General features: G+C 61.9%; 32 protein-coding genes and 1 pseudogene. 12 read left to right on the forward strand and 21 right to left on the reverse strand.

The genetic code is table 11. From position 1 onward, the window contains the following. Nucleotide 1: 1 nt before the first annotated feature. The gene (locus tag RO009_14465) at nt 2-304 is read right to left on the reverse strand and encodes a hypothetical protein (GenBank protein MDT3686235.1); all 303 of its coding nucleotides are present in this window, start codon (nt 302-304) and stop codon (nt 2-4) included. Nucleotides 305-580: 276 nt separating this feature from the next. On the opposite strand from RO009_14465, the gene RO009_14470 reads away from it, so the two are divergent. From RO009_14470 to RO009_14480, 3 genes are all read left to right on the forward strand, one after another. After that, a complete protein-coding gene (locus RO009_14470) occupies nt 581-841 on the forward strand; it encodes a hypothetical protein (protein MDT3686236.1) in 261 nt (86 codons plus the stop codon). A 235-nt stretch (nt 842-1076) separates the two neighbouring features. Then, the gene (locus RO009_14475; GenBank protein ID MDT3686237.1) at nt 1077-1553 is read left to right on the forward strand and encodes a YbaK/EbsC family protein; all 477 of its coding nucleotides are present in this window, start codon (nt 1077-1079) and stop codon (nt 1551-1553) included. A gap of 20 nt (nt 1554-1573) precedes the next feature. Continuing rightward, entirely contained in the window at nt 1574-1783 is a 210-nt protein-coding gene (locus tag RO009_14480; GenBank protein MDT3686238.1) for a hypothetical protein, read from the forward strand. A gap of 359 nt (nt 1784-2142) precedes the next feature. Here the strand turns inward: RO009_14480 and RO009_14485 are convergent, their stop codons facing one another. Together RO009_14485 and RO009_14490 are read right to left on the reverse strand one after the other, a co-directional pair. After that, on the reverse strand, nt 2143-2382 hold the full coding sequence (locus RO009_14485) for a DUF6719 family protein (protein ID MDT3686239.1): 240 nt from the start codon (nt 2380-2382) through the stop codon (nt 2143-2145). An 86-nt stretch (nt 2383-2468) separates the two neighbouring features. Next, nucleotides 2469-3344 carry a transporter gene (locus RO009_14490; protein ID MDT3686240.1) on the reverse strand — a complete coding sequence of 292 codons (876 nt, stop codon included), beginning with the start codon at nt 3342-3344 and terminating at the stop codon, nt 2469-2471. Between the two features lie 344 nt (nt 3345-3688). On the opposite strand from RO009_14490, the gene RO009_14495 reads away from it, so the two are divergent. From RO009_14495 to clpS, 8 genes are all read left to right on the forward strand, one after another. After that, nucleotides 3689-4564 carry a metal ABC transporter substrate-binding protein gene (locus RO009_14495; GenBank protein MDT3686241.1) on the forward strand — a complete coding sequence of 292 codons (876 nt, stop codon included), beginning with the start codon at nt 3689-3691 and terminating at the stop codon, nt 4562-4564. Next, the gene (locus tag RO009_14500; protein MDT3686242.1) at nt 4561-5460 is read left to right on the forward strand and encodes a manganese/iron ABC transporter ATP-binding protein; all 900 of its coding nucleotides are present in this window, start codon (nt 4561-4563) and stop codon (nt 5458-5460) included. The genes RO009_14495 and RO009_14500 overlap by 4 nt, the downstream gene beginning before the upstream one ends. 1 nt (nt 5461) lies before the next feature. Continuing rightward, nucleotides 5462-6337, forward strand: a complete 876-nt coding sequence (locus RO009_14505) for a metal ABC transporter permease (protein ID MDT3686243.1) — start codon at nt 5462-5464, stop codon at nt 6335-6337. Next, entirely contained in the window at nt 6334-7173 is an 840-nt protein-coding gene (locus RO009_14510; GenBank protein ID MDT3686244.1) for a metal ABC transporter permease, read from the forward strand. Before RO009_14505 ends, RO009_14510 begins: the two co-directional genes overlap by 4 nt. Before the next feature lie 39 nt (nt 7174-7212). Beyond that, nucleotides 7213-7545 carry a hypothetical protein gene (locus RO009_14515; GenBank protein MDT3686245.1) on the forward strand — a complete coding sequence of 111 codons (333 nt, stop codon included), beginning with the start codon at nt 7213-7215 and terminating at the stop codon, nt 7543-7545. A 99-nt stretch (nt 7546-7644) separates the two neighbouring features. Then, a complete protein-coding gene (locus RO009_14520; GenBank protein ID MDT3686246.1) occupies nt 7645-8658 on the forward strand; it encodes an ABC transporter substrate-binding protein in 1014 nt (337 codons plus the stop codon). Between the two features lie 11 nt (nt 8659-8669). Continuing rightward, nucleotides 8670-8831 carry a hypothetical protein gene (locus RO009_14525; GenBank protein ID MDT3686247.1) on the forward strand — a complete coding sequence of 54 codons (162 nt, stop codon included), beginning with the start codon at nt 8670-8672 and terminating at the stop codon, nt 8829-8831. 174 nt (nt 8832-9005) lie between these two features. Beyond that, entirely contained in the window at nt 9006-9317 is a 312-nt protein-coding gene (gene clpS / locus RO009_14530; protein ID MDT3686248.1) for an ATP-dependent Clp protease adapter ClpS, read from the forward strand. A 225-nt stretch (nt 9318-9542) separates the two neighbouring features. Here clpS and RO009_14535 read toward each other — a convergent pair whose 3' ends face one another. The 7 genes from RO009_14535 to RO009_14565 form a co-directional block, all read right to left on the reverse strand. Further along, the gene (locus RO009_14535; protein MDT3686249.1) at nt 9543-10913 is read right to left on the reverse strand and encodes a DUF2336 domain-containing protein; all 1371 of its coding nucleotides are present in this window, start codon (nt 10911-10913) and stop codon (nt 9543-9545) included. 703 nt (nt 10914-11616) lie between these two features. Continuing rightward, entirely contained in the window at nt 11617-11835 is a 219-nt protein-coding gene (locus RO009_14540) for a hypothetical protein (protein ID MDT3686250.1), read from the reverse strand. Between the two features lie 94 nt (nt 11836-11929). Continuing rightward, entirely contained in the window at nt 11930-12409 is a 480-nt protein-coding gene (locus RO009_14545) for a D-Ala-D-Ala carboxypeptidase family metallohydrolase (GenBank protein MDT3686251.1), read from the reverse strand. A gap of 184 nt (nt 12410-12593) precedes the next feature. Further along, a complete protein-coding gene (locus tag RO009_14550) occupies nt 12594-12827 on the reverse strand; it encodes a hypothetical protein (protein MDT3686252.1) in 234 nt (77 codons plus the stop codon). A gap of 25 nt (nt 12828-12852) precedes the next feature. Then, on the reverse strand, nt 12853-13071 hold the full coding sequence (locus RO009_14555) for a hypothetical protein (protein ID MDT3686253.1): 219 nt from the start codon (nt 13069-13071) through the stop codon (nt 12853-12855). A gap of 43 nt (nt 13072-13114) precedes the next feature. After that, nucleotides 13115-13237: a hypothetical protein gene (locus RO009_14560; GenBank protein ID MDT3686254.1), complete on the reverse strand. Its 123-nt coding sequence runs from the start codon at nt 13235-13237 to the stop codon at nt 13115-13117. 201 nt (nt 13238-13438) lie between these two features. Further along, a complete protein-coding gene (locus RO009_14565) occupies nt 13439-14011 on the reverse strand; it encodes a hypothetical protein (protein MDT3686255.1) in 573 nt (190 codons plus the stop codon). Between RO009_14565 and RO009_14570 the strand changes: the two genes are divergently transcribed. Beyond that, on the forward strand, nt 13977-14708 hold the full coding sequence (locus tag RO009_14570; protein MDT3686256.1) for a protein phosphatase 2C domain-containing protein: 732 nt from the start codon (nt 13977-13979) through the stop codon (nt 14706-14708). The two genes, RO009_14565 and RO009_14570, sit on opposite strands and share 35 nt — an antisense overlap. A 185-nt stretch (nt 14709-14893) precedes the next feature. Here RO009_14570 and RO009_14575 read toward each other — a convergent pair whose 3' ends face one another. From RO009_14575 to RO009_14625, 11 genes and pseudogenes are all read right to left on the reverse strand, one after another. Continuing rightward, nucleotides 14894-15409: a D-Ala-D-Ala carboxypeptidase family metallohydrolase gene (locus RO009_14575; protein MDT3686257.1), complete on the reverse strand. Its 516-nt coding sequence runs from the start codon at nt 15407-15409 to the stop codon at nt 14894-14896. A gap of 348 nt (nt 15410-15757) precedes the next feature. Next, nucleotides 15758-16399 (reverse strand): hypothetical protein, encoded by a 642-nt coding sequence (locus RO009_14580; GenBank protein ID MDT3686258.1) that lies wholly within the window; start codon nt 16397-16399, stop codon nt 15758-15760. A gap of 217 nt (nt 16400-16616) precedes the next feature. Next, on the reverse strand, nt 16617-17057 hold the full coding sequence (locus tag RO009_14585) for a hypothetical protein (GenBank protein ID MDT3686259.1): 441 nt from the start codon (nt 17055-17057) through the stop codon (nt 16617-16619). A gap of 286 nt (nt 17058-17343) precedes the next feature. Further along, complete coding sequence (locus tag RO009_14590) at nt 17344-18069, reverse strand: ABC transporter ATP-binding protein (GenBank protein MDT3686260.1); 726 nt, start codon at nt 18067-18069, stop codon at nt 17344-17346. After that, nucleotides 18062-18814 carry an ABC transporter ATP-binding protein gene (locus RO009_14595; GenBank protein MDT3686261.1) on the reverse strand — a complete coding sequence of 251 codons (753 nt, stop codon included), beginning with the start codon at nt 18812-18814 and terminating at the stop codon, nt 18062-18064. The genes RO009_14590 and RO009_14595 overlap by 8 nt, the downstream gene beginning before the upstream one ends. Then, complete coding sequence (locus RO009_14600) at nt 18811-19866, reverse strand: branched-chain amino acid ABC transporter permease (protein MDT3686262.1); 1056 nt, start codon at nt 19864-19866, stop codon at nt 18811-18813. Before RO009_14600 ends, RO009_14595 begins: the two co-directional genes overlap by 4 nt. A gap of 2 nt (nt 19867-19868) precedes the next feature. Continuing rightward, nucleotides 19869-20729: a branched-chain amino acid ABC transporter permease gene (locus RO009_14605; GenBank protein ID MDT3686263.1), complete on the reverse strand. Its 861-nt coding sequence runs from the start codon at nt 20727-20729 to the stop codon at nt 19869-19871. 68 nt (nt 20730-20797) lie between these two features. Beyond that, nucleotides 20798-21934, reverse strand: a complete 1137-nt coding sequence (locus RO009_14610; GenBank protein MDT3686264.1) for an ABC transporter substrate-binding protein — start codon at nt 21932-21934, stop codon at nt 20798-20800. 516 nt (nt 21935-22450) lie between these two features. Further along, the gene (locus RO009_14615) at nt 22451-23143 is read right to left on the reverse strand and encodes a transglutaminase family protein (GenBank protein MDT3686265.1); all 693 of its coding nucleotides are present in this window, start codon (nt 23141-23143) and stop codon (nt 22451-22453) included. A 66-nt stretch (nt 23144-23209) separates the two neighbouring features. Continuing rightward, nucleotides 23210-23470 (reverse strand): annotated as a pseudogene (locus RO009_14620) (molybdopterin adenylyltransferase). 92 nt (nt 23471-23562) lie between these two features. Continuing rightward, on the reverse strand, nt 23563-24129 hold the full coding sequence (locus tag RO009_14625; protein ID MDT3686266.1) for a DUF2478 domain-containing protein: 567 nt from the start codon (nt 24127-24129) through the stop codon (nt 23563-23565). Between the last annotated feature and the right edge of the window lie 157 nt (nt 24130-24286).

Raw genomic sequence — 24286 nt, forward strand, 5'->3', positions numbered from 1 at the left:
GCTAGCCGGTAAATTCGGCAAGGATCTCCCGCCAGATCCACAGATTGACGAATGCAGACGCCACGGCGACCAGCGCGCCGAAAATCAGCGCGCGGCCAAACAAGCCGATGATCAGTGTCGGCAAGGTCAGCAACAGAAAAATGAGAGTCATCGGGAAGGCGGCCACCCACTCCATCCCGTCGCCCGCCGGATTGGCGCGTTCGCCGATCGCGTAAAAGGTGTAGATCCAGAACAACGTCAGCGCGCAGGCAGCGACGAGTACAAAGCTTCGCAGCGCAATGCGAAGGCGTTTGCGCAGGGGCATGCGCTGTCGGATCGGAGCGCCGTTCTGTGGCGATTCCTGTGACGCAGGAGGAGTTTCCGTTGGCTGCTCGTTCATGTGCCTTCTCAATCAGGGCGCAACGTTATCGCACCGGGCCGCCGTCAGGCGACTGCTCGGAGGACGGCGTCTCGCAACGAATGAACCTGAAACGGTGACGGAACGACCTATGCCAAATCCTTGCATTCGGAGCCTTCCGTGTCGTCGTCCGATCCATCATCGCCCAATACAACAACACGCCGTCGGCCGTTGACGGCTTTCGTGCTTGCGGCCTTCGCGCTCGCGCTATTCGCCGCCGCGGTGTGGTTTTGGGTGTCTCTGCAGGGGCGGGCGGCATCGTATATTGCATGGGAGAGCGGTGCGCTGATCAGTGGCGGCGTCATCTGCTTCGCAGCAATCATCGCCGCATTGCGCGCAGGATTTGACAATCTGTTGGAGTGGATCTGGGACCTGATGGCTGCGGTAGTCGCGGTCATTGTCGGGATATTCCGGGGTATCCTGTCACTGCTGGGCTGGGATTGAGAGTTTCCCTTCCGGCGCCGGTGCAAATAGCCCGCAACTTTCAGTTACGAAAGATTCCCGCTGCGCTGCGCCGAGCGGAAAGGGGAAAATCCACCGGCTGCCGATTGCAGATGATCGCAATGGCTCCTATCATTAGAAAAGGTATCAAGCCAGTAACCTGCAGCCGCGCTTTTTCAGGCGAGCCATCTGCAGGATGGTCCCCCGGGCGCGCGCTCATTGTCGCGGAGAGATCATCATGGCCATCGCCCCGACACTGCAAAAATATCTGGATGAGAACGTAAGCTACGAACTGGTCTTGCATGAGCCGACCATGTCGTCGATGCGGACCGCGCAGGTGAGCCACATCTCAGGCGAACGGATCGCCAAGGGCGTGGTGCTGCGCGGAATCGGCGGCTACGTGCTGGCTGTGCTGCCGGCCTCGCATCATATCCGTCTGCCGGAACTCGAGATGGAATTCGGCGAGTCGGTGGCGCTGGCCGCTGAGAACGAAATCGACGGCTTGTTCAAGGATTGCGCACATGGCGCCGTTCCACCGCTTGGAGAATGCTACGGCCTCGACACCATCGTCGACGACAGCCTGCGTGAGAAGCCCGATATCTATCTGGAGGCCGGCGACCACGAAACGCTTGTACATCTGAACGGCGCGGAATTCGCGAAGCTGACAGCCGAGGCACGGCACGGGCGCTTCAGCATACCGGCATCGGCGCATTAGCCGAGGAAAGAGAGCAACCAGTGACGTTCACCGTCGGCTACAAATTGATGGCGCGTACGGAGCATGTTGCCGTCGAGGCGCAGGATGCGCTCGCGGCCGCGCTTGAGGTCAAGGCGCGACATCCGGAGGCCGTGATTGTATATAGCCGGCCGCAAAACCGGCGTGGCGACGCGCGGCATCCGGTTCACGAATTGGACAGCGAGGAGGAGGCTAGGGGGCAGCAAAGCTGACAAGGGTTTCGAACTCGTAGTCGCAGGCTTCGCAGGCCCACAAGTGTCGTACGCGACGGTCTTCAAGATATTCGGACCAGTCGGGCGCGAAGAGATGCGTTCCGCATTGTGCGCATTGAATGACGGGGCGGGATTGAATGAAAGAGCGCAGCTTACGCGAGACTGGTTCCATGACGCTTCCTCAGTTTGTGGCTTCCCCGTTTTTCCCCTTTAATTTCGAAGTGTCAGCGGCAATGCGCGCGCGATGAAGCAGTGATGCTGACCTAACGATACAGTTCCTATCTCAGCCGCAACCTTCGCGCGACAGCAGCGGTTGTATCGCGTTACTTTCCCCTTGTTGGAAATACCGCCAAGCCGCGTCAGCGTCGCACGCAATTGCGGATTCGCTTGACGATGACGGCTCCGTTGTTGAGGCGCACGGCGCTACCCATGACTTCCTTTACTTGTCCGGCTGGGCAAGTGCCGTCATCCACGCGCACTTTCTGGCCAGCGCGCAAGTCAGCCGGCTCCTGGCTCAGCGGACGCGATGTGGCATAGGCAGCGAAGGAAGAGCCGATGAGCAGAACTGCGACAAGAATGAGCCGTGGCGTGCGCTCCATGTGGTGTCTTTCCTGCATACAGTTACTGCAGTCGCGCCCTCCAGCCAGACTGGCAGGATTCGCGGAACGGCCAAAGACATTTTCCACTAGAAGCGCGCGCTGATGCCGACAAAGGGGTTGATGCGGTCGGCTGCATTTGTGACGCCAAAATTGATGCCACCGTCGAGTTGCACATTCTTGCTGAGCTTGTAGGTGAAGCCCGTGGCCAGAATGCCAATGTCGCCACGCGTGTCACGTGTGCCGAAACGGCCGGCGATTTCGTAATAGGTGCTCAGGTTCTCCGTCCATTCATACGAGATGGACGCGGAGCTCAGCCATTCGGTATGCGTGCCAGGTTCGTCCTCGTTTCGCACGACATGCAATCCGCCATTCACCCCCAAGGAGAATTTGTCGGTCAGCTTCATGGCGAACGGCACAATCAATCCGCCTTCGGTTCCCGTCGGACTGATGCCGTCGTCGCGGTCGGTGGCGAGCGTCACGAATGGCAGGAGACCAAAAGCGGTCGCCCCCGGCCTCTCGAATGTGTCGTTGCCCCATAGATTGATCTTCATGCGCAGATCGACACCGCCGATGCCTGAATTGCGCGTTGCTTCGGCCGGGTCGAGCGGCCGCGTTTTGACCACGCCATGGGGCTGCACCACGACGTTGAACTCGGCCCAGTTGGTCAGGCCGATGCGGAAATTGGTTGTCGCATAGTCGTAGGATTTGGTGACCATGCCGTCTTGATCCGGGCGCGATCTGGCATAGCCAAAGATATTTGTCTCGATCTGGATGTGACCGGCATCGACAGTGAACGGGCTCTCCGTCATGTCGGGCCGGTCGGTGGTCAGGTCGCGCAGCAAGCTGTCCGGCGTCGGATTGAAGAGGGTGTAGCGGCTCTTGTCCGGCGCAGGCGAGGTCTGTCCTGGTACCATCGCGTCCGCTGCGTCGGCGCCGCCGGCTGCTGCGAAGAGGAGGGCCATCACCACCATTCCCCGTCCCAGGAAAGGTCCATTTCCGGCCCGCCCTATCTGTCCCCCGTTTTCCGGTCCCGCTTCATTTTTGGAGTCCGGCGAACCGCGGTCATTGGAGTGAGTTCCGGCGGAGTGAGTTCCGGCCATCCGGCGCAACAACATATGCATCGCCCACTATTTGCAAATCATTCGCAACTAGCTTGACGACCGGCCCATCTTCTGTCAATCTTTTTGCGAATAATTTGCAATTGCATCTTTCTGCAAGCAATCTTGTAGGAAGGGCGGGTGATTATTGGTTCGGAGGATCGGAAATGAAGTGGCTCTGCCGGCGCCGTGTGGTGGGCGCCTTCGCAATGGCTGCGGCCTTGACCTGCTTTGCAAATGCGGCGCCGGCCCAGACCGCGCCCGCAAAGCCCTTCCGCGTGGTGACGACATTCACGGTCATCCAGGACATTGCGCAGAACGTCGCCGGCGACAAGGCGATCGTGGAATCGATCACCAAGCCGGGCGCGGAGATCCACGATTATCAACCGACGCCGCTCGATATCGTGAAGGCGCAGGCCGCCGATCTCGTCCTGTGGAACGGCTTCAACCTCGAACGCTGGTTCGAGCGCTTCTTTGAGAATGTGAAGGAGGTGCCAAGCGTCGTCGTCACCGAAGGCATCGAGCCAATGGGCATCGCCGAAGGCCCTTATACCGGCAAACCCAATCCGCATGCCTGGATGTCGCCCGCGAATGCGCTGATCTATGTCGAGAATATCCGCAAGGCGCTGGTCAAATTCGATCCGAAAAATGCCGAGAGCTATAATAAGAATGCCGCTGCCTATTCGGCACAGATCAAGGCGCTCGACGAGCCGCTGCGCAAACGTCTTGCCGCGATTCCGGAGAATCAGCGCTGGCTGGTGTCGAGCGAGGGCGCCTTCAGCTATCTGACGCGGGACTACAACATGCGTGAGGCCTATCTCTGGCCGATCAATGCCGACGAGCAGGGCACGCCGAAACAGGTGCGCAAGGTGATCGATCTCGTTCGCAAGAACAAGATTCCGGTGGTGTTCAGCGAGAGCACGATCTCGGATCGCGCCGCCAAGCAGGTCGCACGCGAGACCGGAGCGCGTTACGGCGGCGTACTTTATGTCGACTCGCTCAGCGCGGCCGGCGGGCCGGTGCCGACCTTTCTTGATCTGCTGAAGGTGACGGTCGAGACCATCGCCAAGGGATTCGACAAGTGACTGCGCCGACCAAGGTCACGTCCGCTGCGGCCCAGCTCCCTGGCGCCAGCATTTCAGTCCGCGATCTGAGCGTGACCTATCCCAACGGCTTCACCGCCGTACATAACGCGAGCTTCGAACTCGATCCCGGCACCATCTGCGCCCTGGTCGGCGTGAATGGCAGCGGCAAGTCAACGATTTTCAAGGCGATCATGGGCTTCGTGCGGCCCTCGCGCGGCGAGGTGCGGCTCTGCGGGATGCCGGTCGAGGAGGCGGTCAAGAAAAACATTGTCGCCTATGTGCCGCAGAGCGAGGACGTGGACTGGAATTTTCCGGTTCTGGTCGAGACCGTCGTCATGATGGGCCGCTACGGACACATGAATTTCCTGCGCATGCCCTCGCGCGCCGACCGCTACAAGGTCGATCAGGCGCTGGAGCGCGTCGGCATGAGCGCCTATCGTCATCGTCAGATTGGCGAACTCTCCGGCGGGCAGAAGAAGCGTGTCTTTCTCGCGCGGTCGCTGGCGCAGGAAGGCCGCATCATCCTGCTCGACGAGCCATTCACCGGCGTCGACGTGAAGACCGAGACCGCGATTATTTCCTTGCTGCGCGAATTACGCGCCTCCGGCCATCTCATGCTGGTCTCCACTCACAATCTCGGCAGCGTCCCGGATTTCTGCGACCAGGTGGTGCTTCTGAACCGGACCGTACTGGCAGCCGGGCCGACGGCGGAGACTTTCACCCAGAAGAATCTGGAACGCGCCTTTGGCGGCGTGCTGCGCAATTTCCAGCTCGGCGGCCGGGCACTGCACGACGACGATGATGCCCGCAGCGTGACGGTGCTGACCGACGACGAACGGCCGCTGGTGTTCTATGGCGACAAGCCGCGCCAGCGCGAACCGGGCGAGGGCGCCTGACATGACGGAAGGCACGCTGCTGGCCGAACTGCTTGTCCCCTTCAGCTACAATTACATGCTGAAGGCGATGTGGGTGAGCGCGCTGGTCGGCGGTGTGTGTGCCTTTCTGTCGGCCTATCTGATGCTCAAGGGATGGTCGCTGATGGGGGATGCGCTCGCGCATTCCATCGTGCCTGGCGTGGCCGGCGCCTATATCCTCGGCGCGCCGTTCGCGGTCGGGGCTTTCTTTGCCGGCATTCTGGCGGCGGGCGGCATGCAATTCGTCAAGCAGAAATCGCGACTGCGCGAGGACGCCGTCATCGGCCTTGTCTTCACCGCTCTGTTCGCGCTTGGCCTGCTCATGGCGTCCATCTGGCCGACCTCGGTCAGCATCCAAACCATTGTCCTTGGCAACATCCTTGCCATCGCCGACGAGGACGTTGTGCAGGTGGCGTCGATTGCGGCGGTGTCGCTCGCGATCCTCGCTTTCATCTGGAAGGACCTGATGGTGACCTTCTTCGATGAGAACCATGCGCGCAGCATCGGCCTCAATACCTCGCTATTGAAGATCGTTTTCTTCACGCTGCTCAGCGCATGCACGGTGGCGGCGTTGCAGACGGTCGGCGCCTGCCTTGTCATCGCCATGGTCGTGACGCCGGGCGCCACGGCCTATCTGCTGACCGACCGTTTTGGCCGGCTCATTCTCATCAGCATCGCGCTCGGCGTGGGTACGAGTTTTGTCGGCGCCTATATCAGCTATTTCCTCGATGGTGCGACCGGCGGGGTTATCGTCTCGTTGCAGACCGCGCTGTTTCTGACGGCGTTCTATTTGGCGCCCAAGCACGGCGTTCTCGCCGCGCGACGCCGACGTCTGGCGGTGACGGAGGCGAGCGCATGATGACGGTGTTCGAGTGGGTCGCGGGTCCGCTGTCTTATCCCTTCATGCAGCGGGCGCTTGTTGTGTCGGTGATAGTGGCGGCCGTGTGCGCGGTGCTGTCCTGCTACCTGGTCCTGAAAGGCTGGTCGCTGATGGGCGACGCCATTTCGCATGCCGTGCTGCCGGGCATCGTCATCGCATATGTCCTGAACCTGCCGCTGGCGCTCGGCGCGTTTGCCGCCGGCCTCTCTTGCGCACTGTTCACCGGCTATCTGAAGGAGAACAGCCGCATCAAGGAGGACACGGTGATGGGGATCGTGTTTTCCGGGATGTTCGGCTTCGGGCTTGTGATTTTCACGAAAGTCGAGACCGACCAGCACCTCAACCACATCCTGTTCGGCAATGTGCTGGGTGTCACCCTGCGCGATGTGGTCGAGACCGCGATCGTTGCCGGCGGCACGATGCTGGTCGTACTGCTGAAGCGGCGCGATCTCTTGCTCTATTGCTTTGATCCCAATCACGCCCGTTCGATCGGATTGCCGGTGCGGGCGCTGCATTACGGCCTGCTCATTCTTCTGTCGCTTACCATCGTCGCCTCGCTAAAGGCGGTCGGCATCATCCTCGTGATAGCCATGCTGATTGCTCCCGGCGCCACGGCCTATCTGCTCACCGACAGTTTTGAGCGCATGCTGGTCATCGCCGCCGCAGTGGCGACCGTCTCGGCGGCGCTTGGCACGGTCGTCAGTTTCCATATCGACGGGGCGACCGGCGCCTGCATCGTGCTGATCCAGGCGGCCATCTTCGTGCTGGCCTTTCTGTTCGCTCCCAAGCGCGGGCTGCTGGTACGGGCCACCTGAACCTTTGCCGGTGCCGGCGCGACCAAGACAGACATGCCAATGTCTGTCGCCACGATGCGTAACCTGACACCCTTTCTCCGCCGGCACTTTCCCGGTGTCATCGCTTGTTGCGCTGCTGTCATTGTTGCGGTCATGTGGATGTGGGTCGCGCAGGAAACCATCGTGACCGTGAACGTCTTTGCCGGCTGGCGGCAGAGCGTGATTGTGTTCGGCGTGGGACTCGGGCTAGGCGGCCTCGCCGCCGAGTTGACCGCGCTCGCCGCGGCGAGTTCGCCGGGCGAAACGCCGGTTGGCAGCGTCATCATCGCCCTGATTTTCGCGCTGCCATTCTATGGTGTGATGATCCTGCTCGGCATCGCAGCGACAGAGTGAACCACCGACCGTTGGGCAAGGCGTGGGCAGCTTATGCCTACGCCTGAGCGGCGCTTCGGTGTAGATTTCGCCATCAACAAAAAGACGAAGGAGGAGACGATGCTCAAGATATTGCGCAGCGTAGCGCCGGCGCTGCTTGCTTTCGCTGCACTCCAAGGCCTCGCACCCGATGCGGCATTCGCACAGCAGCCCAAGCCGGTGTCCGTGATCGTATTTCCCGGAGGCTTCAACTGGCCGATCTGGGCGGCGCAGGAGAAAGGCTATTTCGAGCGTAATGGCGTGGCGGTGACTTTGACGCCGACGCCGAATTCCGCCTTCCAGCTCACCGGCCTGATTGACGGCAAGTTCGATATTGCGATGACGGCGATCGACAACGTGATCGCTTACATGGAGGGGCAGGGTGCAGCCAAGACGACGCAGGCGCCCGACATCATCGCCTTCATGGGCGCGGACAACGGATTCCTGCGCCTGATCACCATCCCGGAAGTGAAAAGCTACGCCGATCTCAAGGGGAAGCAGGTCTCGGTGGATGCGATGACCACCGGCTATGCCTTCGTGCTGCGCAAGCTCCTGGAGAAAGGCGGGCTCAAATACACCGACACTGAATTCGTCAGCGCCGGCGGCGTACTGCAACGCTTCCAGGCGCTGATGGAGAAGAAGCACGCCGGAACGCTGCTGATCTCGCCCTTCGAGGTGAACGCACAGGCCAAGGGGTTCAACCTGCTCACCAATGCCGACGAGGCGCTTGGCCGCTACCAGGGGCTTGTGGGGGCGGCGCGACGGAGCTGGGCGAAGGAAAACGAGGAGGCGGTCGTCGGCTATATCCGCGCTTATATCGCCGGCCTCGACTGGCTCTACGACCCGGCCAACAAGGCGGATGCCATCGCGCTCTTGCGCAAGAATCTGCCGAATATGTCGGCGGAGCTGGCCGCCAAATCCTACGACATCCTGCTCAATCCGAAGACCGGCTTCGCCCGGCATGCCGAACTCGACATCGAGGGTGTGAAGACCGTGCTTGCGCTTCGCAGCGAATACGGCGAACCGCGCAAGCAGCTCACTGACGCAGCCAAATATTACGACCTCCGATATCATGCCAAGGCGCGCGGGCAGTAAGCGCCGAAGGAATGAACGAAACGGCGCACGATTCGCGTCTCCGCCGCGCTGTCGCTGGTGACTATTTATGCGAATCACCGGAAGATGTTTGGGCCGGTTATTTCAACCGAGAAGAGGACATCATGGCGAAGAAAGCGAAGAAGGCCAAAAAGGCCAAGAAGAAAAAGAAGTAGTCTTATCGCGTTTCATAGGCCCGGGTAGCGTCCACTACCCGGGCCGTCGTCTTTTGAGGGGTGAGGCCGGAGGGTTTTCGGCCGGACGCTTGCTGCAATGGCAGGCGTTGAACATTCTGCTTTCGCTCCCCATCATCATGGGCGCCACGCGACGTAAGCCGTCTGGAGGCCCCGATGAGCGACCCGACCGTCAGGCCGCGTCCACGGACGAAGACCGCGCCGAAGACGCAGCGGCCGCCGCTCTACAAGGTGATTCTTCTCAACGACGATTACACACCGCGCGAATTCGTGGTGCAGGTGCTGAAGGCCGTGTTCCGCATGGGTGCGGACCGCGCCTACGCCGTGATGATGACGGCGCACAGGAAGGGCGCCTGCGTGATCGCCGTCTATACGCGCGACGTCGCGGAAACCAAGGCGAATGAAGCGACCGATCTCGGAAAGCAGAAGGGATATCCGCTCTTCTTCACCACCGAGCCTGAGGAATAGCCGAAATATTATAGGCCACCGAGCTGGGGGTAAGCTCGGTGGCCCGGATCGCCTGCGACGGGGGAGGGATTTCGCAGGTTCTGTCGGCTCAATGTCTGATAGCGCACATCGTTCCCCCCGATCCATCCGGCAAGTACTGAAATAACGGAGGCAAAACAAACGCCGGACGCGGTCTGAATGTTCCGTGCCAATGCGGCGGCTGACGAAAATGCGCGGCAAATGCCGTCAGTCGAAACTGACACCGAGGGTTTTTTCGGGCTGGCCGGCGGAGCGCCAGACGACCGTGCAGTCGCGGCGGATGAGGCGGTTGCGGGCCAGAGAGAGGGTGAAGCGGTCGGGCACGTCGACTGTGGCGGCGACCTGCAGCCTGGCACCCCCGCGCGAGATGTCCAGCATGATGCAGCGCTTCTCGAAATTATTGGGACCGAGAATGATCGCGGCCTGGTGGATCTTGCTGCGGGGCGAGGCGCGCGGCTTGCGCACCGGGCGCTCCGGCTCGGTCATCGAAGCATCGTCGGAAGAAGATTTCGCCGCGCGCCGGGCGTCCCAGAGTTGCAGCACACGTCGCGCCGCGTCTTGCGAGAGGCGGCAATAATCGAACAGCAACTGGTCGAACTGGAATTCGACAATGTCGTGCTGGTGCGGGCGCGACTTGAGGATCAGATAGGTCACTGACCACGGAAAGCCGGCCGCCTTGCAGGCCACCATCAGGGGGTGGTTCTGGCCGGAATCCAGAATATCCGCGACCAGTTCGAAGCTGGTCCTGCCCAGCAGGGCCAGTCCCGCCGTTGTCTGCGCGAGCTGCTCCGCCTTGCAGAATTCATGCACGGCCTTGGCGTCGAGTTGGCCCCTGGCATGCAGCGCCTGAATTTCGTGCAGAGCGGCATCACGCTGCCGGTGGATGTCGTTGTCGACCTGGTCGAAAATACGCAACAGCGTTTCATGCACATCCTTTTTGAAATCCGGCTTCACCCTTTTCAAGAGGCGCGCGCAAACCTCCTTGGTCGCGCGCATCAGCAGCCGGCGCAGGCCGGGAAGCGAAATGTCGTTCCGGGATGCAAGGATTTCGCCGAGAACCTCGTCGGTTTTCGTCTTGTCGAGGAGACGCGAATAGCCGCTGTCCGAGATGGCGGCGCCGGTATTGCCGGCGAGACTGTGCATGACGTTGCTGTCGCCGCGCTCGATCAGGATGTCGGTGACCGAGGAGCTGATGCTGTCGCGCTTGGAGACGGCGAGCAGGTGATCCTGGCTTTTGGTCCGCGCGATGTCGGCGAGATCATTGTCGGTGAGGATTTTGGATTGGGTGAGGACGGGAGATGCAACCTCGATGGCGTCGTCGCTGGCGAGCCGGCGGATGATTCCGGCCGGCGCATTTTCGGCCGCGGCCAGACGATCGCTCAATTCCGCGAGCGCCCGCGTCTCGATCTTGGCGACGAGGCGAGTGAACACGTCGTCGAACAAACTGAGTTGCTGCTCGCTGTAGCGCTCGCCATTCAGAAACAGGTCAGTGACGCGCCGCAATGTCTCGGCGGATCGGTCATGCGATCCAGAACGCAGCGATGCATCGAGTTCCGTGAGCAGGGCAGTGCCGGTCATCGGAATGCCTATGACAGCGTCGTCCCGGTCAGTTTCCGCTAAAGTCATGGAGAAACTACTAAGAGTTGCACTGCATTCACGATTCTCCGTTCGTTAATGAACCGTTGCAAAGCGACGCCGTCCGCATGGGGCTTGGTCCTTTGTTTGCGGCCTGTTTGCGGCGCGCAAACCACATCCTTCCCGCGGCGCAGGGCGCGCAGGTTTTGCTTCAGTTTTACCCCTCACAAAAATATGAGGGGTGGTGGAGCGCCGCGCGGCGCATCCATCCTGATCCGCACCTGCGGTGCGGGCGCGCGTTGACGCAGCGCGCTCGCCTCGCGGCGCTCCACCGCGGCGTTCTGATGGGGCCCGACAGCGCGGGACTGTTCCCCACCAACCCCGGGCCGCGCTTCCCGGACCGCGCACACCTGGCCGGTCCGACTTAAGCAAGCTCCTTGCGCCCCGGTCCTATTGCCGGAGGGGCGGAGCCCCGGGGCCACCCGAGTGCGGATCGTACGTTACGACCCGCCCGCAGGGCGCCGCATCCCACTCCATCCTCAAGACGTCTCCGGAAGACGCCCCTCGTGCACGGGACGATATAGGTATATTATCCTTTAGGAATAAAGTCAATAGAGGGCGAGATCCTTTATGAGAATCTTTTTTCGTCATTCCGGGGCGGCACACTTCGTGCGTGCCCGGAATGACAAGCCCTGCAGCTTCGCGCTCATGCCGCACGGCAGACTTCGCGGAGGCGAATGAGATTGCAGGGCAGCAGCATCAGGTGCAGCGCGACGACGGGATAGAGGCCCCCGGCAAAGCCATAGGCTGCGAAGGCGATGTTTGCGGCGATGCCGGTGAGCCGCAAGGCCATCATGCCGCGCATCGAAAAGGCAAGAAGGGTGAGGCCGGCGGCAATCCAGCCCAGCATGTCGACCCACATCATGCGGCTCCTGTGCGCTTGCCCAGCGTGGTGATGGTCGCGCACAGCGAAGTAGTGGTTCAAAGTTCCCTGACGCAGCCTCGCAGGAAGCTGGCTGTCAGCGCCGGGAATGACGCCGGCGTGCGCCGCATTCGGCACAGGCGTAGTGACGATAGCTGCCCGTGTCGAAATGGATGTGCGCGGAGCGGGCATAGGTCATCACCAGGCCGGAATTGTTCGCGCGCAGCCACTGGACGACAGCGGCCTTGCGGCCGGGCGCCTCGAAATCCACGGCCATCCCGTAGCGATGCATGGAGGGCCGCCGCGTGCCGGCGATGGTGGCGCCGCGCCGGCAGGTGGACACGACCTTGACCGGACCGAAGCGGCCTTCGAGCTGCGCCAGCACCGCCCGCGTCTGCGCGCTAAGACAGGCGCGCGAGACGCTGCTGCCGCCGCGCCCCGCATGCGGCCGCTGCACGACCGCGGGCGCGGCGAATGGCCATTGCCAGAGCGTCGCGTAATTGTCGGAGAAGATCTGGGCCTTGGCGGGAACGATGCTGACAGGAATCAGGAAGGCAGCGGCGAGAAGTGGGCGCATGGAATGCCTCACGTGATTGCAATGAACACGACAGCAACACGTAGAAAGCAGCGCCCAAGAAGGAAAGTTCCCCGGAAGGAGGGAGGCAGCACCTATAGGAGTAGGCAGCCGCAGGGAACAAATCGCGCCCGGACGTTATTACCGCTCGCTCCGGCGCGGTGTTTGCGTCACCGAAATGCGTCGTTCATTTCCGCGGCGAAGGAGTGGCTGGTACAACGCAGATGCGAGCGGCGCGGCAACGCTTCCCGCGTGGCTTGTTCAGGCCGTCCTCAGCTTCTTTTGCCAAGCGCAGCGCACGCAGCCGAGCCGTCTTCTCGCGCTGGGCCGTCTGTTCGATTTCATGAAAACTTTTGGTCGGCACGGCGCCTGCCTTGCCTTTGAATTGTGCTTCGGCGGCGTCCAGATGTTTCTTGTCCACATCTTCACTCTACGATTTTGCTTGTTCACGCATAGCTTCGGCTGCGCTCTATCAATGAGGTGATCTGACTGTGCAGCTTGGTTGCAGCCTGCAAGCCGCCGGTGGATTCCGCCTGCTGCAAGAGCGCCTTCTGCACCGGTTCGGGCAGATTGTGCCATTGCAACACGACAGCGGCGCCGAGATATTTCAAAACCGTGTCGTCGCCTTCAGCGAGGCGAATGGTCTGGCGGGTCATGTCTGTCATGCTGTTTACTCCATACATACAGGAATTTCGAACGCCATCGCGCTCAGAAGAGGCCCAGCAGGATCGCAGCGACGAAACCGAACACCGCGCAGATTGCGAATGTATCGAAACCGGTGGTCACGGCGATTGCCGACAGCCTCCGATCTCTGAATACTGGATGCAACATGGTGCGCTCCCTTTCTGCGGGGCGGGAGCACGTGGTCTCTCAGCCGCTGCTGCCCTTTGTGGTTATTGTTCTCATACAGCGATTTAATTCATATGGGGACGAGTCGTCTGACTTGCGAGGGGCCGGGGGAGGCCAATTTTCCCAACAATTTGCGTGGCCGAGGCTTGCCGATTGTCCTGAAACCACCATCACGCGAGCCGCTCAATCCGGCGCGGAGTCAGGCGCTTCGCGGCTGGCGAGGCAGGGATCAAGCACCGCGTGGCGCTCGTCGAGGCGCCGATAGCCACCCTTCATGAACACACGCTCGCCGACCTGCATGTCGTTCGACTGATAGGTCACGCACATGACCCGCACATCCGAACACATGACGAGATACCAGAGCGCGCCGTCGCCCTTCACCAGCGTCAGCTCGCCGGCAACCGAAAAGTCGATGCGCTCGTCCGTGGCCGGCAGGCCCTCCGCCATGGGACCGACCTGTTCGCAGGTCGCGACTGCTTTCGCCGGCTGATCCGGGGCGGAGAAGGCGGGGCGGCCGGCGAAGATGTCCTCCGCCGCGGCGGGAAGGGATGCGAGCAGGAGCAGGACGGCACAGGCGGCGCGCGGCATGGGATGACCCGGTTTGCCGCAATGCGGCGGGAGAGTGAGGAAGCCGTCGCAGGAAAAGATGGGCGGATTATGATGGCGCTCCAGATGTCGTTCGGTCCGGCACCAACGGCGAATGCCGAGGAACATCGCTGCGATGATGACGCCCGTCGCCCATGTCTGCGCCTTCACCCATCGCGGGCGTGTGCGCGCGCAGAACGAGGACACGATCGTCGTCGGCGGCTGGGTCTCGCCGGCTGAGATGGATGCGCCGCGCACATTCCGTCATCCGATTTCGGCGCCGCTTCTCTGCGCGGTCGCCGACGGCATGGGCGGACATCTGGCGGGCGAGGTCGCGAGCCGCCATGTGGGGCGGCGGCTGGCGGATACGGGCGAATATCTCGTGACTGCGCAGCGGCTGCGCGCGACGCTGTCGCGCGTCAACAACGAGCTCTACGAGATGATGGAAAAGGATCAAGACCTCGCCGGCATGGGTACGACCGTTGCCGGCCTCGTGCTGGCACGGCCGTTGCTCTGGGTCAATATCGGCGACAGCCGGATTTACCGCGCGGGCGAGGACGGCCTGTCGCAGCTCTCGATCGACGACACTCCGCCAGGCCCGCGCACTGGTCGGATCACGCAATCGCTTGGGGCCGGCGATCCCGACTGGCCGCTGCATCCGCATTTTGGGGAAGAGGCGCTGTCAGTGCCGGCGCGCTTTCTGCTGTGCAGCGACGGGCTCACCGACACGCTAAGCGACGAGGAGATCGCGGATTGTCTTGCGCTGCCCGACGGCGAAGCCGTGCTTCAGTTGTTCGATCACGCCATGCGCGCTGGCGGCACCGACAATGTATCGATTGTGCTGGTGCGGGTGGAGGAGGGCGTGTGACGCGTACCACTCAATTCATGGCCCGCATGGCGCCAACGGGCCCGCGCCGATCTCGGCTTTAGCCGAGATCGGCGTTTGATACGCGTTCGCTATAGCGGACTTGCGGTACGCGGCCCTCCCGGATTTCGCTGCGCTCCATCCGGACTACGCTTCGGGCTCGTCGCAAATTGCAGGAAGGCCTTGCGTCAATGGGGTGCCGACGGTGAGGGGACCGCTTCGCTGACCTTGGCTCGCGCAGACACAGCAGTGGAGGCGCGCCGGACGCTGCGGCTTCCACAGTCGCCGCAGGAATAGACGCGCCATGGTCCCGTGTCGAAATGCACATGACCGGACCGATAAGTGATCACCGCGCCGTTGGCATTCTGACGTAGCCAGGAGATGATCGCCGCGCGCTGTCCGGGCGGCGGCACAAAATCCACCGCCTTGCCGTAGCGATGTTGCGAGGGCCGGCCGCTGCCGGCGATGACCGCACCGGGCCGACAGGTGGAGATGACCTTCACCGGACCGAACTGTCCTTCAAACTGTGCGAGCACGGCGCGCGTCTGCGCTGTGAGGCAGGCGCGCGACACGCTGTTGCCGCGCGGTTGTTTTGGCGTGGCAGCCTGCGCTGTTTGAATCGTGCCGTTAAGAGAGGTGGTCTGGGCCTTTGCGGGAACGAGACCGGCGAGGAGGGCGATCGCAGCAGCGAGCGTTTTGTGCATGAGAGCCTCGCGTGTTGTGAATCACTGCGAGAGCAGTCGTGAGTCCAATGGCGGGCGTGTGTTTCGAGTGTGTTCAAAAGATGTGTGCATGCGTGAAAGAGGTATGACGATGCAGCGCGTGAGGTGAATATTACCGCCGCTCGTTCATGATGCGATGCACCGGCTTGATACTGTTGCGCGTGTCTCGCATTTGCGACGCTCGATTTTCAACAATGCGATAATGACCAAAACACACTGGATACATCCGCATTCACGATGACAAAGATGAAGCCCGCATTATTGAAGCGCTGCAGATCCGTGTCTCTCTACGAGATGTGAAGATGCCGGCAGCGTCAGCGGTGATGCCGACTACTCACCCGCGCGGACACGGGACGGCCGCACCAGTTTCGGAAATCCCCGATAAAGCGCCCCGTGATCACCGTCATGGTTCGCCATGCCGGGCTTGGTCAGAAGCCCGCGCGGGGCTGCGAAGCTGGTGATGCGCCGCTTCGGATAATCGTGCCAGGCGATGTTGAAGGCTGCGAGCTTCGGGAAGAACTGCAATTCGCTGTAGGGCAGGTGGTCGTGGATCCACCACGCCATCTGCGGCCAGGTCACGCCGCCGTCGAGACGATCGGCGAGCCACGGGATGACGATGCAAGCCATCGCGCCCATGCCGCCGTCGGCGCTGCGCTGATCCCAGATGTGGCGCGCGCGGTTGCGCTCATTCGAGCCGCAATTGTGATAGTGCGCGCAGCCATAGGCGTTGACCTGTGGCGAGCGATAGGCCGAACGCACCGCAATCCGTCCGAAGGTCGCCTGCAACGGCTCGAGCAGGTCTTCGCACAGCTTGCGTCCGGCTGCGACCGCAAGATCAGGATCGTCCGGCACATTGGTGAAGCCGTGCATATTGGCGATCTCGCTGTAGAGGAAATCGCGCATGTAGAAATTGGCCGACAGCCGGATGCGGCCCAGATTTTCAGCGCTGCGGACGGAGACAGGTTTGCGCATCGTTTGTCCATCGTTTGTGATGGATGATAGCGCCGCGATGCGGTCGGCGCATTCCGGTTTCTGCCCTGACGCTACAACAGTAAGGCTGTGTCAGCCTCTGCGGCCACGAAGGAAGCACGCGCATCCTCAGGCGCCACAAAATTAAGGCCGGCCTTTCGGCCGCCCTTTGGATTCGTGCAATGTCCGAGTCTTCGTCCGGGCAAGACGCGTCAGTGCATCACCGCCGCAGCGACACCGCCATCCCGTTAAGATCGAGATTGACGATCAGCCCGGTCTGGCTGCCGGAGAGCTCCATCACCGCGCCGCGCTGGTTGGTGAGGATCACCGCCTGCGGTCCGCGGATCACGGCCGCGCCCGCCGAACCCGCGCCATAGACGCCTTCGATATCCGTCGGACGGAAGATGTTGCTGACGCGGCCGCGCAGGTTGGTCTGCGACCCGCCGAAGGTGAGGCCGTAGCTCAAACCGCCGATCGAGAGTGGATAGGTGCGGCCGCGGAAGGTCAGGGTGCCGGAGCCGATAGTGCCGCCAATGACCCAGCCTGCCTTGATGAAGGAGATGCGGACCGTGCCGGTATCGGCGAAGGCGGTGGAGGAGAGGGCGGTCGCGACGATGGCGACCAAGGCAATAAGCAAGCTTTTGAAACCAAAACGTGACATGTCTTGTCCTTTCGCGTCCAAACGAGGTGTCACCTCACAATGAGACCTGTCGGGTCACCTTGTAGCCGAGTCGGGCCGGTTCGACCCGGCTTTTCAATGACCGGATATGGTCGCCGTTATCGGGAATGCCGGAGGCGACAGGTGCGTGTTCCGGGCCATAGCGGCGGCCGCTTGACTTTCTGATCCCGGGGGCGAAGAGCGGATGATTCGCCGAACGTCAGGCGAGAGGGGAAGCCCACGGCCGCACGACTAGCGAAAGGATATTGTCAGACGCGGGCAGCTTGGCCTAGCCAAATGCCCGCGCTCCGGCATGCGCGACGCCGAGATGCGTTTCAAGAATGTGGCGTTCGGACCGCAAGTTCGCGCTGTCGCCTTCATAGACGATGCTTCCGCGCTCGACGATTATGGCGCGGTCGGTGACGCTCAGGACCTTTTGCGCATTCTGCTCGACCAGAATTGCGGACATGCCTTCCTCGACGATGATGCGGCGCAGGGCGCGCATCAGCTCCTCCACCACGATCGGCGCAAGCCCCTCAAGCGGCTCGTCCAGCAGCATGACGCGCGGATTGAGCGCCAGCGCCCGCGCGATGGCCAGCATTTGCTGTTCGCCGCCGGAAAGCTGACTGCCGAAATTGAGGCGGCGTTCGGCGAGCCGTGGAAATAACTCGAAAATGCGCGGCAACGTCCAGTGGCCCGACTGCGCGACCGCGGTCAGGTTCTCCACCACCGTCAGCGATCGGAAAATGTTGCGCTCCTGCGGCACCCAGCCGATGCCGGCATGGGCGCGCTGGTCGGGCCGCAACGGCGTGATGTCGGCGCCGTCGAGGCGAATGGTGCCACCGAAATGCCGGGTGACTCCGACAATCGTGTTGATCAGCGTCGTCTTGCCCATGCCGTTGCGGCCGAGCACGGCCAGCGCCTGTCCTTGCGCCAGCGAGAACGAAAGGCCGGACAGCACGACGGCTTCGCCGTAGCCGGCCTTGAGCTTGTCGACGGTGAGCAGATCAGGCATCGGCGGCCTCGCCAAGATAGATGGCCCTGACCCGCGGATCACGCGCAACCTCGTCGGGCGTGCCATCGGCGAAGAGCGCGCCGTTGACCAGGACCGAGATGCGGTCGGCGAAATTGAACACAATGTCCATGTCGTGCTCGATCAGCAGCACGGTCACGTCCTTCGGCAGCGACATGATGCTGGCCAGGATGTCGTGGCGCTCGTCCTCGGGGACGCCGGCGGCGGGCTCGTCAAGCAGGAGCACCCGGGGCCGGCAGGCGACGGCGACCGCGATCTCCAAAAGGCGCTGCTTGCCATAGGGCAGGATCGCGGTGCGTTCGTTCATCACATCGGCGAGACGGTAGCTTTGCAGAATCTCCGTCACCTCCTCGACGATCTGCGATTTGGCCCCGACAGGCGACCAGATATCGGTGCCCAGACGCAGCCGTTCCGACACGGCCAGCGTGAGCGACTCCAGCGGCGTGAGATCGCCGAACAGCTGGTTAATCTGGAAGGTCCGCACCATGCCGAGACGGGCGCGGGCGTGCGGCTTCAGATTGGTGATGTCCTGACCTTCGAGCAGGACTTGCCCGGCGCTCGGCCGCACCACACCGGTCATGAGATTGATCAGCGTGGTCTTGCCGGCGCCGTTGGGACCGATGAGGGCGCGGCGCGCGCCTTTCTCGACCCGCAGCGACACATTGTTGGTCGGGTGGATGCCGCCATACCACTTGTCGAGCGCGACAGTTTCCAGCGCCATTGTCATTGCGAGCCATCCCGCAGGGGTGACGTCGGCGGCGCGCGGCGCCAGTCCATGCGTGCCGCCAGTCGGTGGAACGGTGCCGCCCAGGAGGCGAGGCGATCACGTCCGATCAGGACGATGGCCACGAGCAGGAGCCCGATCCAGAACGGCCAGTATTGCGGGGTGACCGCGGACAGATAATCCTGCAGCAGCTTGAACAGGATGGCGCCGATGATGCCGCCATAGAGATAGCCGGTGCCACCGATGATCAGAACCAGCAGCAGATCGGCCGAGCGCTCGAAGGAGAAGACGTCAAGCGAGGTGAAGGCCGTCGTCTGGGTCAGCAGGGCGCCGGCAATCCCCGCATAGCCCGCCGCAATGGTGTAGATCGCCACCAGCCTGGCATTCAGCGGAATGCCGATCGCCGCCGCGCGCGTCGGGTTGTCCTTGATCGCCCGCAGCGACAACCCGAAGGACGAATTCATCATGCGGCGCGCGATCAGAAAGAGCACCGCCAGCACGGCCACCGAATAGTAATAGCCGGTGTGTCCGAACATGTCGAAACGGAACAGGCCGAGCAGCGGCTTGATGGTGACGCCTTGCAGGCCGTCGGCGCCGCCGGTCAACCAGGCGTGCTTGTTGGCGAGCTCGCGCAGGACCAGCGCAACGCCCAATGTCACCATCAGGCGGGTCAGATCAGAGCCGCGCAGGACCAGAAAGCTCGCGACAAAGCCGACCGCCGCGGCCAGGCAGCCGGAAAGCAAGAGCGCAAGCAGCGGCTCGTTGACGATCTCGTGCTTAGCGAGCAGTCCGGCCGCATAGGCGCCGACGCCGAAAAAGGCCGCGTGTCCAAGCGAGACGATGCCGGCATAGCCAAGGATGAGGTCGAGCGACAGCGCGAACAGCGCCAGCCAGGCGATCTCGGTGAGGATAAGATGGCGATCGGGCGCGACGAACAGGGTGGCCGCCACCGCGGCCCAGAAGATAAGCTCGAAGGGATGCCAGGCGCGGCGGCCAGCGAGGGTTTTGCGCACCAGAGTCGTCAATGCGGGAATTTTTTCGGCGAAGGCGTGCATGGTCACCTCGCCGTGGCGCGGGCAAAGAGTCCCTCTGGACGCCAGATCAGGACCACGATCATGATGGTGTAGATAACGAAGGCGCCTAGGTCGGGCACATAATATTTGCCGGCAACGTCGGCGATGCCGAGGATGGTCGAGGCGAGCAGCGGGCCGGTCATACTGGATGTTCCGCCGACGGTCACGACCACGAGGAAAAAGACCATGTATTTGAGCGGAAAGACCGGATCGAGCCCGAGGATTTCCGCTCCGAGCGCGCCGCCAAGCCCGGCCAGCCCGGATCCGGCGGCGAAGGTGATCGCGAACATGGCGTTGACATTGATGCCAAGACCGCGTGCGACGCGCGCGTCATCGACCGCGGCGCGCAGCCGGCTGCCATAGCGGGTATGGGTGAGAATGAATTGCAGGACCGCGGTGAGCAGCCCGCACAGAACGATGATCAGCAGGCGATAACGTCCGATCCCGACGCCGAAAATCTCGAACCGCCCCTGCAGGTAATCGGGCAGCGTGATGAAGACCTGGTTCGATCCGGCAACATAGTCGGTGGCGACCACCGCCATGAAGACAAGGCCGATGGTGAACAGCACCTGATCCAGATGGCTCTTCGCATAGACATGGACATACAGCGTGCGCTCAAACAGAAGGCCGATGATCGCGGTGATGACAAAGACCAGCGGCAACGAGGCGAGAAAAGGGACGCCGAGCCGGTTGACCAGGACGAAGGCGCAATAGCCACCCGCCATGGCGAAGGCGCCATGCGCGAGATTGACGAAGTTCATCAGGCCGAGAGTGACCGACAGCCCGCATGCCAGCATGAACAGCACCATGCCGTAAGCAAGGCCGTCGAAGAGAATCGTGAGCATTCCGCCTCGCTTCTTCCCGCAGCAGGGTGGCGCGCGACGGTGACGCCGCGCGCCGCTTTGGAAGGGTCCTATTTCTTGGCGGCCTTGACCGGATCCTTGACCGCCTCGAAGGTGGCAAATTCCACATTGTGCAATTCACCACCGACCTTTTCGACTTTGCGGATATAGATATTCTGGATGATATCGCGCGTTTCCGGATCGATCTTGATCGACCCGCGCGGGCTCTCCCAGGTCATGCCTTTCATGGCGTTGACGAGCGAGTCACCGTCGGTCTTGCCGCCGGACTTCTTCAACGCCTCATAGATGAGGTGCATTCCGTCATACCCCCCCACCGACATGAAGTTCGGGCGCATGCCCGGATTGTTCTTGCGGAAGGCGGCGTCGTAGGCCTTGTTCTTTGGCGACGGATGGGCGGTGGCATAAAAATGCGCGGTGATGATGCCGAGCGCGACATCGCCATAGCGAGGGAGAATGTCGTCGTCGGTGAGGTCGCCCGGTCCGATCAGCTTCATGCCCGCCTTATCGAGACCGCGCTCGACAAATTGCTTCATCACGATGGCGCCGGCGCCGGAGGGAACGAATACGAAAATTGCATCCGGCTTGGCGTCGGCCGCCCGCTGCAGGAACGGCGCGAAATCAGGATTCTGCATGGGGATGCGCAGTTCGGCGGCAATTTGCCCGCCGCCCGCGATGAAGCGCTCCTTGAACGATTTCTCGGCGTCGTGGCCCGGCGCATAATCTGACACCATGGTCACAACCTTCTTGATGTTGTTCTTGACCGCCCATTCCGCGATGATTGAGGTCGATTGCGGGACGGTGAAGCTCGTGCGCACGATATAGGGCGAGCGCTCGGTGATGATCGAGGTGCCGGCCGCCATGACGATCTGCGGGACCTTGGCTTCGGTCGCGAGCGGTGCGACCGCAAGCGCCAGCGGGGTTAGCCCGAAGCCGGCCAGCACCTGCACCTTCTCGCTGATGACAAGTTCCTGTGCCATCCGCTTGGTGATTTCGGCATTGCCGGTGTCGTCCTTCAGGATGACCTCGATTTTCTTGCCGGCAACGGTCGCCCCATGCTCCTGCATGTAGAGGCGGACGGCGCCGATGATCTGCTTGCCGGTCGAGGTGAACGGCCCCGTCATCGGCAGGATCAAGCCGATCTTCACGGTGTCCTGCGCCTGCGCGACGGACCCGAGAGCGGCGAGCATTATTGACGTCGATATCGCAAGGATTGACTTCCTCAGCATGAGCTTCCCTCCAGTTTCACGTCTTTCATTTTTTATGTGTGCCGTTCAACGATCGAGAAAGTCGGTCGATGTGTTGTTGTTATTTTTCGTCGCGAGATACCCGGCCGTTGCTTAAGATGGCCATAACGAGAAAGGCTACCGGGAAGACCGGCAGGAGCCCCTTGACGGATGTCAAGTTTGGAAGCCTGTACACCGCGCATGAGGCATTTTGCTGCGGCGGCAGTTATGCCAATTTCCGCAAACGCGATGGCTATTGGCGATCACCTGGCCGGCTCGGCGCCATCATGTCAAATGTGTTTCGTCATCGGCGGCGACGATGTGCGAGCGAGCTTCTCTCCCTCTCACTCTTCGCGTGGATGTGCGCCAGCATCTGTGCGGATTGCGGAACGTACATCATCGCTGCAACAGCGCGAGCGGCGGTGCAGCTTGCAATGATCCTGCTATCGGCAACGACGATCAGCCGCGTTGGGAGCAAGGCTATGATCTGCTCTCCGACGGGACAGCAGCCTGTTCCTCATCAGCGGCGACGGCTTCCGCATGGAAGTCGCCCTTCAAGCCCTTCTCCTGCATCAGCATCGGATAGGCTTCGCGAAAGTCGGACTGGATGGCTTCGAACGGCACATCCGCAAACGTGCCGCGGTCCTTGAGATATTCCATGTGGCGTCGGCCGGCGCGGTCAAACGGATGCAGCAGGGAATCCGTCTGCGTGTCGAATTCGAGCGGTTTGAGATTGAGCCGCTCGCAAAGCGCCATGTCGAAAGCCGGCGTCGCCTTGACCCAGCGTCCCGCCAGATAAAGATCGGCGTAGGAGTGCCAGATGAAGATGTCGGTCTTCATGTAGTCGTGGAAGCGCGGGGAGGTCAGGTGGTTGCGAACGTCGGCATAGCCGACGCGTGCCGGCACGCCAATCGCCCGCGCACTGGCCGCAAACAACGCCGCCTTGCCGACGCAGAATCCGCGTCCGCGTTCGAGCACGGCGCTCGCGCGGAAATTGCCGGGGTCGGTCATGTCGACATAGGGGTCGTAGATGATCCCGTCGCGGATCGCATGATAGAGCAGCAAGATCCGCTCAGCCTCGCCGGCGCCCGGCTCCGCGATGCGATGCGCAAAGGTGGCCACCTGCGGCGCAGTGCTGTCGATGAAGCGGCCCGCGTCCAAATACTCTGTCATGATCCTCGTCTTTATCCTCTGCTGCATTCGGCAGTCCGCCCTTCATAACACTCAATATGGAAAGTGTCAGGCGCGCGGACGAAAGGCCTTGGGTTCGGTGTCGAGCCCGGGTGAACCGATCAGGTCAAGACAATAGGGGATGGCGGGAAATACCGCATCGAGACAAGTGCGAATGGAACTTGGCCGGCGTGGCAGGTTGACGATGAGCGTGCGGCCGCGAAGACCCGCCGTCTGGCTGGACGGGATGGCGGTCGGAACCTGTTTGAGGTTTTCCGTTCGCATCAGCTCGCCAAAGCCCGGCATCGTGCGGGTGCAGGGGGCTTCGGTGGCATCTCCACCGACCGGCGCGTACCACAACCGGCGCTCGCGCGATGAGAGACGACAAGGATCCCGATCAGCAGGCTGGCGTCAGTCACGGGCTAGGCACTTTCAGTCGGTGCATTGATCTGCCTGTTGGTTCGGCGCTGTTCGACCACAGCATGACACCAGGCACGCACGCTCTCCATGTCGGGAGAAAGTTCGGCTGCCAATCCTCCATGGAAACGATGCCATGCTTCATCGTAAGGCGGGCGCACGGCGGTCAAGACGGCTGTTCCGCTCTCGATGGCGCGCTCGAGGTTTCGCCGAAGCCCGCGACCTTCGGCTTCGGCCCTACCGAACTTGTTCAAGATCAGGAGATCGATATCCGTGGTTGATGGCCGCTCAAGCAGGGCCCCGAATTCCGCGAGGCGGCTGGTGTCGAGCCGGCATCCTTGCGCCAGCGATCCGAGCTGCTGCGAAATCTCAATCGCGGTGCCGGATGAGAGGTCCACAAGCGTCATCGCGCTGCAGGCGTTGGCCGCATCCGGCGGGTTCACCTGAATGGAACCGCCGACAATAATATTGTCGGCGCGCAGCAACGCGCCCAGACGCGCCAGAAAGTCGTCAATGCGAAATCCGGTGTGGTAGTGAATTGCGGCGAGCCGCGTGGCATCGGTGGTCGTCACGGCACATCTGCCTGCCTTGCAGCCTCGATCATGTCCTGGCCAAAAACGTAGAAAAACCAGTGCTGTGCACCTTGAGCTTAGTCAAGGGGCTTCGGCCGCAGGTTTGCTATGCGCTCCCTTTAATAAAGACAAAAAAACAGCGCGTCTCACAAGGGGA

The organism is Pseudorhodoplanes sp., from assembly GCA_032027085.1.
In the GTDB taxonomy this organism is placed as follows: domain Bacteria; phylum Pseudomonadota; class Alphaproteobacteria; order Rhizobiales; family Xanthobacteraceae; genus Pseudorhodoplanes.

Coding starts and splice junctions, on each gene's coding strand:
- RO009_14580 (MDT3686258.1), bottom strand. CDS start 16,399: ATGCGCAAACCTGTCTCCGTCCGCAGCGCTGAAAATCTGGGCCGCATC.
- RO009_14505 (MDT3686243.1), top strand. CDS start 5,462: ATGACGGAAGGCACGCTGCTGGCCGAACTGCTTGTCCCCTTCAGCTAC.
- RO009_14540 (MDT3686250.1), bottom strand. CDS start 11,835: ATGATGTGGGTCGACATGCTGGGCTGGATTGCCGCCGGCCTCACCCTT.
- RO009_14520 (MDT3686246.1), top strand. CDS start 7,645: ATGCTCAAGATATTGCGCAGCGTAGCGCCGGCGCTGCTTGCTTTCGCT.
- RO009_14475 (MDT3686237.1), top strand. CDS start 1,077: ATGGCCATCGCCCCGACACTGCAAAAATATCTGGATGAGAACGTAAGC.
- RO009_14490 (MDT3686240.1), bottom strand. CDS start 3,344: ATGGCCCTCCTCTTCGCAGCAGCCGGCGGCGCCGACGCAGCGGACGCG.
- RO009_14585 (MDT3686259.1), bottom strand. CDS start 17,057: ATGTCACGTTTTGGTTTCAAAAGCTTGCTTATTGCCTTGGTCGCCATC.
- RO009_14465 (MDT3686235.1), bottom strand. CDS start 304: ATGCCCCTGCGCAAACGCCTTCGCATTGCGCTGCGAAGCTTTGTACTC.
- RO009_14495 (MDT3686241.1), top strand. CDS start 3,689: ATGGCTGCGGCCTTGACCTGCTTTGCAAATGCGGCGCCGGCCCAGACC.
- RO009_14605 (MDT3686263.1), bottom strand. CDS start 20,729: ATGCTCACGATTCTCTTCGACGGCCTTGCTTACGGCATGGTGCTGTTC.
- RO009_14555 (MDT3686253.1), bottom strand. CDS start 13,071: ATGACAGACATGACCCGCCAGACCATTCGCCTCGCTGAAGGCGACGAC.
- RO009_14545 (MDT3686251.1), bottom strand. CDS start 12,409: ATGCGCCCACTTCTCGCCGCTGCCTTCCTGATTCCTGTCAGCATCGTT.
- RO009_14575 (MDT3686257.1), bottom strand. CDS start 15,409: ATGCACAAAACGCTCGCTGCTGCGATCGCCCTCCTCGCCGGTCTCGTT.
- RO009_14510 (MDT3686244.1), top strand. CDS start 6,334: ATGATGACGGTGTTCGAGTGGGTCGCGGGTCCGCTGTCTTATCCCTTC.
- RO009_14590 (MDT3686260.1), bottom strand. CDS start 18,069: ATGCCTGATCTGCTCACCGTCGACAAGCTCAAGGCCGGCTACGGCGAA.
- RO009_14615 (MDT3686265.1), bottom strand. CDS start 23,143: ATGACAGAGTATTTGGACGCGGGCCGCTTCATCGACAGCACTGCGCCG.
- RO009_14560 (MDT3686254.1), bottom strand. CDS start 13,237: ATGTTGCATCCAGTATTCAGAGATCGGAGGCTGTCGGCAATCGCCGTG.
- RO009_14515 (MDT3686245.1), top strand. CDS start 7,213: ATGTCTGTCGCCACGATGCGTAACCTGACACCCTTTCTCCGCCGGCAC.
- RO009_14600 (MDT3686262.1), bottom strand. CDS start 19,866: ATGCACGCCTTCGCCGAAAAAATTCCCGCATTGACGACTCTGGTGCGC.
- RO009_14570 (MDT3686256.1), top strand. CDS start 13,977: ATGATGACGCCCGTCGCCCATGTCTGCGCCTTCACCCATCGCGGGCGT.
- RO009_14485 (MDT3686239.1), bottom strand. CDS start 2,382: ATGGAGCGCACGCCACGGCTCATTCTTGTCGCAGTTCTGCTCATCGGC.
- clpS (MDT3686248.1), top strand. CDS start 9,006: ATGAGCGACCCGACCGTCAGGCCGCGTCCACGGACGAAGACCGCGCCG.
- RO009_14610 (MDT3686264.1), bottom strand. CDS start 21,934: ATGCTCGCCGCTCTCGGGTCCGTCGCGCAGGCGCAGGACACCGTGAAG.
- RO009_14525 (MDT3686247.1), top strand. CDS start 8,670: ATGAACGAAACGGCGCACGATTCGCGTCTCCGCCGCGCTGTCGCTGGT.
- RO009_14595 (MDT3686261.1), bottom strand. CDS start 18,814: ATGACAATGGCGCTGGAAACTGTCGCGCTCGACAAGTGGTATGGCGGC.
- RO009_14535 (MDT3686249.1), bottom strand. CDS start 10,913: ATGACCGGCACTGCCCTGCTCACGGAACTCGATGCATCGCTGCGTTCT.